Genomic DNA, 10,330 nt, shown 5'->3' with positions numbered 1-10,330 from the left:
CGGAACGACAGCGGGGGCGCGGGCGTGATGCCTCGGTCAGGCGTCGATCACACGTCGAAGTACAGCTCGAACTCGTGCGGGTGCGGACGCAGCTGCAGCGGCGCGATCTCGTTCGCGCGCTTGAAGTCGATCCACGTCTCGATCAGGTCCGGGGTGAACACGTCACCCTGGAGCAGGAACTCGTGGTCGGCCTCCAGGCGGTCCAGGACCGCGCCGAGGGAGGTCGGGACCTGCGCGACGTTCGCGTGCTCCTCGGGAGCCAGCTCGTACAGGTCCTTGTCGATCGGCTCGGCCGGCTCGATCTTGTTCTTGATTCCGTCCAGGCCCGCGAGCAGCAGCGCCGAGAAGGCCAGGTACGGGTTGCCGGAGGCGTCGGGCGCGCGGAACTCGACGCGCTTGGCCTTCGGGTTCGAGCCCGTGATCGGGATACGCATCGCGGCGGAGCGGTTGCGCTGCGAGTACACCAGGTTCACCGGTGCCTCGAAGCCCGGCACCAGGCGGTGGTAGGAGTTAACCGTCGGGTTGGTGAAGGCCAGCAGCGACGGGGCGTGCTTGAGGATGCCGCCGATGTAGTAGCGGGCGGTGTCCGACAGGCCCGCGTAACCGGCCTCGTCGTAGAAGAGCGGCTGGCCGCCGGTCCACAGCGACTGGTGGACGTGCATGCCCGAGCCGTTGTCACCGAAGATCGGCTTCGGCATGAAGGTCGCGGTCTTGCCGTTCTGCCAGGCCACGTTCTTCACGATGTACTTGAAGAGCTGGAGGTCGTCGGCGGCGGCGAGCAGCGTGTTGAACTTGTAGTTGATCTCGGCCTGGCCGGCGGTGCCCACCTCGTGGTGCTGGCGCTCGACCTGCAGGCCGGCCCGGTTCAGCTCCAGGGAGATCTGCGCACGGAGGTCGGCGAAGTGGTCGACCGGCGGGACCGGGAAGTAGCCGCCCTTGTAGCGGACCTTGTAACCACGGTTGTCCTCCAGGGCACCGGTGTTCCAGGCGCCGGCCTCGGAGTCGATGTGGTAGAAGGACTCGTTCGCGCTGGTCGCGAAGCGGACGGAGTCGAAGACGTAGAACTCGGCCTCGGGGCCGAAGTACGCCGTGTCGGCGATACCGGTCGACGCGAGGTAGGCCTCGGCCTTCTTCGCCACGTTGCGCGGGTCGCGGGAGTACTGCTCGCCCGTGATCGGGTCGTGGATGAAGAAGTTGATGTTCAGCGTCTTGTCACGGCGGAACGGGTCGACCCGGGCGGTCGACAGGTCAGCGCGCAGCGCCATGTCGGACTCGTGAATGGCCTGGAAACCCCGGATCGAGGAGCCGTCGAAGGCCAGCTCCTCGTCAGCGTCGAACGCCTCCGCAGGCACCGTGAAGTGCTGCATCACGCCCGGGAGGTCGCAGAACCGGACGTCTACGAACTTGACGTCCTCGTCCGCGATGAACTTCTTGGCCTCGTCGGCGTTCTGGAACATCCAGCTCCTCCTACTCCCGACCGTCCCGCCGGGGTGGTAGTTCGTTCGTGCGGCCAGTGCGGGTGGCACACGCTGACCTCGACCCTAGGGACGGGTGGTTTCTCGGGCGTGACTCATTTGTTTCGCACAAGTTAACCAGCTCACCTCCCACCGTAGCCCGGACACACCCCGCCGTGCCCTGGTCATTTACGGGCGCAGTACCGTGGACGGGTGGACAACAGGCAAGCACTCGGATCGTGGCTTTCCGGGCCCCGCGCGGCCGCGGAAGAGGCCGGCGTCGACTTCGGATACCGGGGTGAGCAGCTCGGTCTGCCCGAGGAGGGACCCGGCTCGATCGCCCGCCCGGGCCGCCGGCTCGGCGCCCTCGCCGTCGACTGGGGCCTGTGTCTCCTGATCGCATACGGTCTCATCACGCAGAGCTACAACGAGGCGGCGCAGATCTGGGCGCCGCTCATCCTGTTCGCGCTGATGGTCCTCACGGTCGGTACGGTCGGCTTCACCCCGGGCAAGCGCATGCTCGGCCTGCGGGTGCTCGCCCTGGACACCGGCCGGGTCAGCCCGTGGCGCGCGGCACTGCGCACGGTCCTGCTCTTCCTCGCGATCCCCGCCCTGATCTGGGACCGCGACGGCCGCGGCCTCCACGACCGGCTGGCGGGCACGGTCGAGGTCCGCATCTGACACGGCCCGACGTGAGCGAACCGACATGAACGAGGGGCGCCCGGTGGTCCGGGCGCCCCTCGTTCATGTCGTGTGCGGGGTGTCAGCGAGCCTTCGGCCCGCCCCTGGGCAGCCGCATGCCCTTCGGCATCGGCCCCTTCGGCAGCGGCATGTTGCTCATCAGGTCGCCGAGGGCGCGCAGCCGGTCGTTGGTGGCCGTGACCTGCGGGCCGGTCAGTACGCGCGGGAGCTTCAGCATGGTCGTCCGCAGCTTCTTCAGCTCGACCTGGCCCTCGCCCGTGCCCACGACCAGGTCGTGCACCGGGACGTCCGCGACGATGCGGTTCATCTTCCGCTTCTCGGCGGCCAGCAGGGACTTCACCCGGTTCGGGTTGCCCTCGGCGATCAGCACGATGCCGGCCTTGCCGACCGCCCGGTGCACCACGTCCTGGCTGCGGTTCATCGCCACGGCGGGGGTCGTCGTCCAGCCCCGGCCGATGTTGTCGAGCACCGCCGCCGCGGCACCGGGCTGTCCCTCCATCTGCCCGAAGGCGGCCCGCTCGGCCCGGCGCCCGAACACGATCGCCGACGCGAGGAAGGCGAGCAGGAGGCCCAGGATGCCGAGATAGATGGGGTGACCGATCAAGAAACCGATCGCGAGGAAGACACCGAAGGTGACGATTCCGACTGCCGCGAGTACAAGACCGATCTTCTTGTCGGCCTTGCGGGTCATCTTGTAGGTCAGAGCGATCTGCTTCAGTCGCCCGGGATTCGCAGCGTCCGCTGCAGGTTCCTTCCTCGCCATGCCACGAAGTCTACGTGGCCCCACAAGCGCCGACGACGGCAGTGCCCGCGGGGGCCCCTGGGCGAGGGCCGGGGTCAGGGACGGACGGACGGCGACTGCTCGAGGACGCGCTGCGTCTCGACCCGGTCCTTGGCGCGACGGCGGTCCTCCAGCACGGAGGTCCAGGCGTTGCGGCGGGCGGTGCGCTGACCGCTGCTCATCAGCAGCGACTCGACGGCACGCAGTGCGGTCGAGAAGGACGGGATCGCGGTGGCGCGGACGGGCGGCGCGGCCTGCATGGGTGAGGTCCCCCCTCGGGTGACGGGTGTACGTGCTGTGAGTTCAGCGTCACTGATTGGTGTTACCAGGGCGTGACCGGCCGGTCAAACACCCATGAAGCCCTGGCGGGGAACGGTGGAACGCCGACGCGGTCCTGACATGTGCCCTCATCTGCGAGGACGGTCAGGACCGCGCCAAATCGGTCACTACCAGCGGGTAGTCTCTTGTGCGCGAATTCACACGCTTGTCCCGCGCGTGATGCGCAGGGGTGGTGACGGCTCGTCAGACGGCCTGCGCCGCGATGTGCCCTTCCCGCTTCTCCATGGCCATCCCGTAGAGCCGCCCGGCGCGGTACGAGGAGCGCACCAGCGGCCCGGACATCACGCCGGAGAAGCCGATCTGCTCGGCCTCCTCCTTGAGCTCCACGAACTCCTGGGGCTTCACCCAGCGCTCCACCGGGTGGTGCCGCACGGAGGGCCGCAGGTACTGCGTGATGGTGACCAGCTCGCAGCCCGCCTCGTGCAGCTGCTTGAGCGCGTCGCTGACCTCCTCGCGGGTCTCGCCCATGCCGAGGATGAGGTTCGACTTGGTGACCAGGCCGTAGTCCCGCGCCTCGGTGATCACCTTCAGGGAGCGCTCGTAGCGGAAGCCGGGGCGGATGCGCTTGAAGATCCGCGGAACGGTCTCGACGTTGTGCGCGAAGACCTCGGGCCGGGAGGAGAAGACCTCCTCCAGCTGCTCGGGGACCGCGTTGAAGTCGGGAGCCAGCAGCTCGACCTTCGTGCGGCCGGCCTCGCGTCCCGCGGTCTGCTGGTGGATCTGGCGCACGGTCTCGGCGTAGAGCCAGGCGCCGCCGTCCTCCAGGTCGTCGCGGGCGACGCCGGTGATCGTGGCGTAGTTCAGGTCCATCGTGACCACGGACTCGCCCACGCGGCGGGGCTCGTCGCGGTCGAGCGCCTCGGGCTTGCCGGTGTCGATCTGGCAGAAGTCGCAGCGCCGGGTGCACTGGTCACCGCCGATGAGGAAGGTCGCCTCGCGGTCCTCCCAGCACTCGTAGATGTTGGGGCAGCCGGCTTCCTGGCAGACCGTGTGCAGGCCCTCGCTCTTCACGAGCTTCTGCATCGCGGTGTACTCGGGACCCATTTTCGCCCGGGTCTTGATCCACTCGGGCTTGCGCTCGATGGGGGTCTGGCTGTTGCGGACCTCCAGGCGCAGCATCTTGCGTCCGTCGGGTGCGACTGCGGACACGACCGGCTCCCTAGCGATTGATTCTTCGGCGTCCTCAAGGGTACGCCCGTTGATTTGAAACCCGGCGGCTCGTCCTACACGCCGGACGGGCTGACGGTCGCCGGTGCCTTCTCGATCTCCCGCGGCTTCGGCTCCGCGCCCTCCAGGACCTCCCGCAGATGCCGCTCGACGACCGGCAGGACCTCCTCGAGCGTCACGTCCCGGCCGAGCTCGCCGGCCAGCGAGGCGACGCCCGCGTCGCGGATGCCGCACGGGATGATCCGGTCGAACCACTTGTTGTCGGGGTTCACGTTGAGCGCGAAACCGTGCATGGTGACGCCCTTGGCCACGCGGATGCCGATCGCGGCGATCTTGCGGTCCTCGCGGCGCTGTCCCGCGTTGGACGGCGCGTACTCCGGGCCGTTCATGCGCGGGTCGAACTCCTCGTCGTGCAGCCGGGGGTCGAAGTCCAGCGACAGTCCGCCGAGTGCGGGGCGCTCCTCGACCGGGTCGCCCAGGATCCACACACCGCTGCGGCCCTCGACCCGGCTCGTCTCCAGGCCGAAGTCCGCGCAGGTGCGGATCAGGGCCTCTTCCAGGCGGCGTACGTGCGCCACGACGTCCACCGGGCGCGGGAGCTTCTGGATGGGGTAGCCGACCAGCTGGCCGGGGCCGTGCCAGGTGATCTTGCCGCCGCGGTCGACGTCGATGACGGGCGTGCCGTCGAGGGGCCGCTCGTTGTCCGCCGTGCGCCGTCCGGCCGTGTAGACCGGCGGGTGCTCCAGGAGCAGCACGGTGTCGGGGATCTCGTCGGCGAAGCGCGCCGCGTGCACCCGGCGCTGCTCGTCCCACGCCTCCTGGTACTCGACGGCCTCGTCACCGAATCCCATGCGGACGAACCGCAACTCACTCACGGCAAGCGCCTCCCTCAGACGGGTGTATCAGGCACGTAGCGCGCCCAAGCCACTGTACGTCCGGCCCGGACGCGTCAGTCCCGGGGTCAATCCTCACACGATCGGATGAATGTCCGGGAAAATGTGTGATGGGGTGTTTACTCTCCGCTACATTCGCGCCGTCCAGCAAGCCAAAAGGCCTGCTCACAGGCAATCCGGCACATCACCAGCACCGGAAGGCAGGAGACCGCACCGCACCATGACGGAACGACCCGCGCAGCGCACCCCCAACCGACAGCTCGCCGCGCTCATCGCAGAAGCGGGGTTCTCCAACGCGGGACTCGCCCGTCGCGTGGACCAGCTCGGTCTCGAACACGGGCTTGATCTGAGATACGACAAGACATCCGTCACCCGGTGGCTGCGCGGTCAGCAGCCCAGGGGGACCACGCCGGCCCTGATCGCCGAGGTCTTCACCCGGCGCCTGGGCCGCCGCCTCACCGCCCAGGACCTCGGCCTGGACGCCTGCGCGCCCGTCTACGCGGGGCTGGAGTTCGCCGCCACCCCCGAGGAGGCCGTCGACATCGTCAGCGGGCTGTGGCGCAAGGACTCCGGAAGCCACGCCGAGCTCCGCAAGATCGCCTTCACCCCGGCCGGGCTCGTCGTGCCCAGCCGCGACTGGCTGATCGGCCGGGCCGACGAGAAGGTCGCCCGGGGCGAGCCGGCCGCCGCCCGTATCCCGGCGCAGGGCCGCCCCGCCCTGCGCCCCGCGGCCACGACCGAGCAGGGCGGGCCGCCCCTGCCCCGCCAGCGCGGCCAGGCCGAGCGCGGGCCCGGCCAGAGGGTCACCGCCGGGGACATCGCCGCCCTGCGCTCGGTCGGCGAGCTGTTCCGCACCCTCGACGACGCCTACGGCGGCGGCCACGCCCGCCAGGCCCTGGTGCGCTACCTGGAGCACGAGTGCGAGCCCATGCTGCGCGGCACCTACGGCGAGCAGACCGGCCGCCGGCTGTTCGGCGCCGCCGCCGACCTGACCCGGCTCGCGGGCTGGACCTCGTACGACATCGCCGCGCACGGACTCGCCCAGCGCTACTTCGTGCAGGCGCTGCGGCTCGCCCAGGCGGCGGGGGACCGGACCTACGGGGCGTACGTGCTGGTCACCATGAGCCGCCAGGCCGTCTATCTCGGGCACGGGCGGGAGGCCGTCCAGCTCGCCCGCGTGGCCCAGCAGGGCGTCGGCACCTCAGGACCGCCCGTCGTCCAGGCCCTGCTGCACGCCTCCGAGGCGCGCGGGCACGGGGTGCTCGGCGAGGTCCGGGCCTGCACCGCGGCCCTGGTGCGGGCCGAGCGCGCTCTGGAGACGGCCCGGCCCGGGGACGACGTCCCGCACTGGGCGAAGTTCTTCGACGAGGCCCAGCTCGCCGACGAGTTCGGCCACTGCCACCGTGACCTGCAGCAGTTCCGCGCCGCCGCCCAGCACGCGGAGCGCTCGCTCCAGCTCCGGGCCCCGTCCTACGCCCGCAGCCGCCTCTTCTGCCGCGTGGTCCTCGCCACCGCCCGCCTGGGCCTCGGCGAACTCGACCAGGCCTGCCAGCTCGCCGCGGAAGCGGCCGGCCAGGCGGCGGAGATGCGCTCGGTACGGGCGGTGGAGTACGTGCGGGACTTCGAGCGGAGGCTGGAGCCGTACAGGGACGCGGCTCCAGTGCGGACTTACCGCGACAAAGTAGCGGCCTTGGGGTGAGGTGTTCGGGGGCGCGGGGAACTGCGCGAACAACCCCCACGCGCCCGCAGCCGACCGCAGCCGACGGGTCCCCTACGCAGCCCGCGGCACGGTCGGCACCGGATCGGCGACATGCATCGACCGCCCCGCCCCCAGGTCGGCCACGATCGCCGCCGACGCCCGATGCCCGGAGTGCAAAGCGCCCTGGACCGTACTGGTGTCGCGGTGATCCCCGCACACGTACAGCCCGGCGATCAACCGCACCGGCCGCCGCAGGTCATGCGGCGGCCGCATCGCCGGTACCGCCTCGACCGTCCGATGCACGGCCAGCGTCTCCCACCGCGCCGTCGACACCCCGTACAGCCGCGCCAGATGTATGCGCACCGCCGTGTCGACATCCCCCGGCGGCCGCCCGAGAACCGTCGACGACACCAGCGCCCGCCCCGCCGGAGCCCGGGACGGGTCGACCTGGCTGACCACCGCCGTGTGCGCGACCGGACCGCCGAGATCCGCGTCGAGCAGCAGCGACGCACCCGTCCCCGGCGGCTCGTCCGTCGTGTGGTGCACCACCGTCACCGGATGGAACTCCGGCACCCGCAAACCGGGCAGCAGCTCGGCGGCGGCGCGCGCATCCGTCGCCACCAGCACCGCCCGGCACCGGATCTCGCCGTGCTCCGCGGTGGTCACCGAGGTCGTCGAGACGGAGGTGACGCGTACGCCGGTGTGCACCGTGCCCGGCGGCAGCGTGCGGGACAGCAACTCCGGCAGGGCCTCCGCGCCGCCCTCCGGCAGGCACAGCCTGCCCCGTGCGAAGGCGTGCAGCGCGAGGTCCGCGCACCGGCTGGACGTCGCCAGGCCCGGGTCGCACAGCAGCGCGGCGAGCAGCGGACGCAGGAACCCGTCGATCGTACGGGCGGGCAGCCCGCGTGCTGCCAGGGCCTCACCGGCCGGCAACTCCGGGCGGGCCAGCAGCCGTTCGGCCGGTGTACCCGCCAGCCGGGTCAGGGCGGCACCCAGCCGGGCCTGGTCGACGGCCGTGCCGAGCGGGGCGCCGGACCGGCTCCGGGGGACGGAGACCTGCCGCCCCGGCACGGCCACCGGCCGCCTGGGCGGCCTGGGCGCGGACGGCGGCCGGGGGGCACTCGCCAGCGCGCGTACCGCGTGCAGTGCGCCCCGTGCGCCCCGTGCGCCCGGCTGGACGCCCGCGCGGTGGTGGCGCCCGTCGCCGTGCAGCAGGACACCGGGCGTGAAGGGCCGCAGCACCAGCCCGTCGAGACCGGGTGTCAGCCGTAGTTCGGGATACGCCGTGGACAGCAACTGGCCGATCCGGTCGAGCCGGAAGCCGTCGACCTTCTCCGTCGCCATACGGCCACCGACCCCGTGGGCGGCCTCCAGGACCATGGTCGTCACTCCTGCGCTGGTCAGCCGGTGCGCGGCCGAGAGTCCGGCGACCCCGGCCCCCACGACGACCACGTCCGCCTGGTACGCGGGCTCAAGCACGTGCCCCTCCTCGAGGTTGCGCGGGCGCTGGAGACGTCATGCCCTCAACAGGCCGCAGGGATACGCGAGTTCTGGTCGAGGGTAGGGCCGTGATCGGTCAGCGGGAGTCGCGCATCGGCAGGGCACGGTCGCACAGCGGTCGCATACGGAAGCCTTGTGGGTATCAAGTGGTCGCAGGGGGCTGGTGTGCGGCTTCGGGGAGCTGTCTCGGAACGGCCGGTCGGATCCCGGACAGGCGGCCGGTGTGCGTCGCCGGGGCCCGGACCGGCGGGGGCCGGGAGCCTCACAGCGCCGCCCGGATCGCTCCCTCGACCTCCGGGAAGGCGAACCGGAAGCCGGACTCCAGCAGCCGCGCCGGCAGCACCCGGGCGCTGCCGAGGACGTCCCCGGCCAGCTCGCCGAGCACGGTCCGCAGGACGGCCGCGGGCACCGGGAACAGCGTCGGGCGGTGCAGCACGCGTCCCATCGCCGCCGTGACCTCACGGTTCGTCACGGGGTTCGGGGCGGTGACGTTGAACGGCCCGGACAGGCCGTCGGTGTCGATGAGATGCCGGATCGCGGCGACCTCGTCGTGCAGCGCGACGAACGACCAGTACTGCCGCCCGTCGCCCATCCGCCCGCCGGCCCCCGCCCGGAACAGCGGGAACAGCCGCCCCCAGGCGCCGCCCTCGCGGGTGACGACCAGCCCGGTCCGCGTGACCACCGTGCGGACGCCGGCCTCCTGGGCGGGGGCGGTGGCCCCCTCCCACTCCACGCACAGCGAGGGCAGGAAACCCTCTCCCGCGGGCGCGCTCTCGTCGACCGTCCGGTCCCCGGTCTCGCCGTAGTAGCCGATGGCGCTGCCGTTGACGAAAACCCGCGGCCGGTCCTTCGCGTCCAGCGAGGCGACCGCCTCGGCGAGGGCCGCCGTGCCCTTCACCCGGCTGTCGCGGATCCGCTGCTTGTAGGCCTCGTTCCAGCGCCGGTCGCCGACGCCGGCCCCCGCCAGGTTCACCACCGCGTGGCACCCCGCGAGCCCGGCCGCGTCCACCTGCCCGCCCTCGGGGTCCCAGCGGATCTCTCCGGCCGTGCCGGGTGTGCCGCGCACCAGGCGGCGCACCTCGTGTCCGTCCGCGGTCAGGGACCGCACCAGGGCGCTGCCGATGAGGCCCGACGCACCCGCCACCGCGATTCTTGAATGTTCCATGAACCCATCCTGCCGGGTGGCTCCGTAAAACCCTTGCAAGGCATTGATCCGCTCGCCGTAGGGTGACGCCCATGCCCGAGCTCCCCGTACCGCGCATCCGCGCCGCCCGGCCCGGGGACGACGGCGAGCTGGCCCTGCTCGACCGGCTCACCTGGTCGCACCTGCACGCGGTGATGCCCGAGCCGCAGCCGCCGTACCGTCCCTTCTTCAGCGAGCGGCACACCCCCGAGGACTGCCTGGTCGCCGAGCTCGGCGACCGTCTCGCGGGCTATCTCCACCTCGGTTTCCCCACCCCGCTCGACTCGAACCGGCACGTCCGCCAGATCCAGGGCCTCGCCGTCGCCGAGGAGGCGCGCGGCCTGGGGGTCGGCCGGGCCCTGGTCCGGGCCGCCGTCGAGGAGGCCCGCCGGCGCGGCGCCCGCCGCGTGACCCTGCGTGTCCTCGGGCACAACACCCCGGCCCGGGCGCTCTACGAGGCGGAGGGGTTCGTGGTCGAGGGGATCCTGCCGGAGGAGTTCCTGCTCGACGGGACGTACGTCGACGACGTGTTCATGGGGCGCTTCCTGTGAGGCGGGGCCGAGCGGTCCTTGCACGAGGAGCGACCGATCAGGTCGCTCCTCGTGCAAGGAC

10 protein-coding genes are annotated in these 10,330 nt (G+C 71.6%); 3 read left to right on the top strand and 7 right to left on the bottom strand.

What is annotated here, in order from left to right:
* Window positions 1-47: 47 nt before the first annotated feature.
* Window positions 48-1,457, bottom strand: coding sequence for a type I glutamate--ammonia ligase (glnA, locus tag ACFU3E_RS37740; RefSeq protein ID WP_384169147.1), 1,410 nt, complete (start codon window positions 1,455-1,457; stop codon window positions 48-50).
* A gap of 210 nt (window positions 1,458-1,667) precedes the next feature.
* Here glnA and ACFU3E_RS37735 point away from each other — a divergent pair, with 210 nt between their 5' ends.
* Window positions 1,668-2,135 (top strand): RDD family protein, encoded by a 468-nt coding sequence (locus ACFU3E_RS37735; protein ID WP_384169144.1) that lies wholly within the window; start codon window positions 1,668-1,670, stop codon window positions 2,133-2,135.
* 82 nt (window positions 2,136-2,217) lie between these two features.
* On the opposite strand, the gene ACFU3E_RS37730 is transcribed toward ACFU3E_RS37735, so the two are convergent.
* The 4 genes from ACFU3E_RS37730 to lipB form a co-directional block, all read right to left on the bottom strand.
* Entirely contained in the window at window positions 2,218-2,919 is a 702-nt protein-coding gene (locus ACFU3E_RS37730) for a DUF4191 domain-containing protein (RefSeq protein WP_384169141.1), read from the bottom strand.
* Between the two features lie 74 nt (window positions 2,920-2,993).
* Window positions 2,994-3,197, bottom strand: a complete 204-nt coding sequence (locus ACFU3E_RS37725) for a hypothetical protein (protein ID WP_384169138.1) — start codon at window positions 3,195-3,197, stop codon at window positions 2,994-2,996.
* Between the two features lie 262 nt (window positions 3,198-3,459).
* The gene (lipA, locus tag ACFU3E_RS37720) at window positions 3,460-4,425 is read right to left on the bottom strand and encodes a lipoyl synthase (RefSeq protein ID WP_384169135.1); all 966 of its coding nucleotides are present in this window, start codon (window positions 4,423-4,425) and stop codon (window positions 3,460-3,462) included.
* A gap of 74 nt (window positions 4,426-4,499) precedes the next feature.
* Window positions 4,500-5,318, bottom strand: a complete 819-nt coding sequence (lipB, locus tag ACFU3E_RS37715) for a lipoyl(octanoyl) transferase LipB (RefSeq protein WP_384169132.1) — start codon at window positions 5,316-5,318, stop codon at window positions 4,500-4,502.
* Between the two features lie 238 nt (window positions 5,319-5,556).
* On the opposite strand from lipB, the gene ACFU3E_RS37710 reads away from it, so the two are divergent.
* Window positions 5,557-7,035, top strand: coding sequence for a regulator (locus tag ACFU3E_RS37710; protein ID WP_384169129.1), 1,479 nt, complete (start codon window positions 5,557-5,559; stop codon window positions 7,033-7,035).
* A gap of 72 nt (window positions 7,036-7,107) precedes the next feature.
* Here the strand turns inward: ACFU3E_RS37710 and ACFU3E_RS37705 are convergent, their stop codons facing one another.
* Window positions 7,108-8,514, bottom strand: a complete 1,407-nt coding sequence (locus ACFU3E_RS37705; protein WP_384169126.1) for an NAD(P)/FAD-dependent oxidoreductase — start codon at window positions 8,512-8,514, stop codon at window positions 7,108-7,110.
* Window positions 8,515-8,797: 283 nt separating this feature from the next.
* On the bottom strand, window positions 8,798-9,700 hold the full coding sequence (locus ACFU3E_RS37700) for a TIGR01777 family oxidoreductase (RefSeq protein ID WP_384169123.1): 903 nt from the start codon (window positions 9,698-9,700) through the stop codon (window positions 8,798-8,800).
* Window positions 9,701-9,771: 71 nt separating this feature from the next.
* On the opposite strand from ACFU3E_RS37700, the gene ACFU3E_RS37695 reads away from it, so the two are divergent.
* Complete coding sequence (locus ACFU3E_RS37695) at window positions 9,772-10,269, top strand: GNAT family N-acetyltransferase (protein WP_384169120.1); 498 nt, start codon at window positions 9,772-9,774, stop codon at window positions 10,267-10,269.
* Window positions 10,270-10,330 lie beyond the last annotated feature (61 nt).

It is taken from the genome of Streptomyces sp. NPDC057424 (assembly GCF_042803315.1).
In the GTDB taxonomy this organism is placed as follows: Bacteria; Actinomycetota; Actinomycetes; order Streptomycetales; family Streptomycetaceae; genus Streptomyces.
Note: the sequence above shows the minus strand (reverse complement) of the source record. Positions and strands in the feature narration are given on the sequence as shown.

Coding starts and splice junctions, on each gene's coding strand:
- glnA (WP_384169147.1), bottom strand. CDS start 1,457: ATGTTCCAGAACGCCGACGAGGCCAAGAAGTTCATCGCGGACGAGGAC.
- ACFU3E_RS37730 (WP_384169141.1), bottom strand. CDS start 2,919: ATGGCGAGGAAGGAACCTGCAGCGGACGCTGCGAATCCCGGGCGACTG.
- ACFU3E_RS37725 (WP_384169138.1), bottom strand. CDS start 3,197: ATGCAGGCCGCGCCGCCCGTCCGCGCCACCGCGATCCCGTCCTTCTCG.
- ACFU3E_RS37710 (WP_384169129.1), top strand. CDS start 5,557: ATGACGGAACGACCCGCGCAGCGCACCCCCAACCGACAGCTCGCCGCG.
- ACFU3E_RS37700 (WP_384169123.1), bottom strand. CDS start 9,700: ATGGAACATTCAAGAATCGCGGTGGCGGGTGCGTCGGGCCTCATCGGC.
- ACFU3E_RS37695 (WP_384169120.1), top strand. CDS start 9,772: ATGCCCGAGCTCCCCGTACCGCGCATCCGCGCCGCCCGGCCCGGGGAC.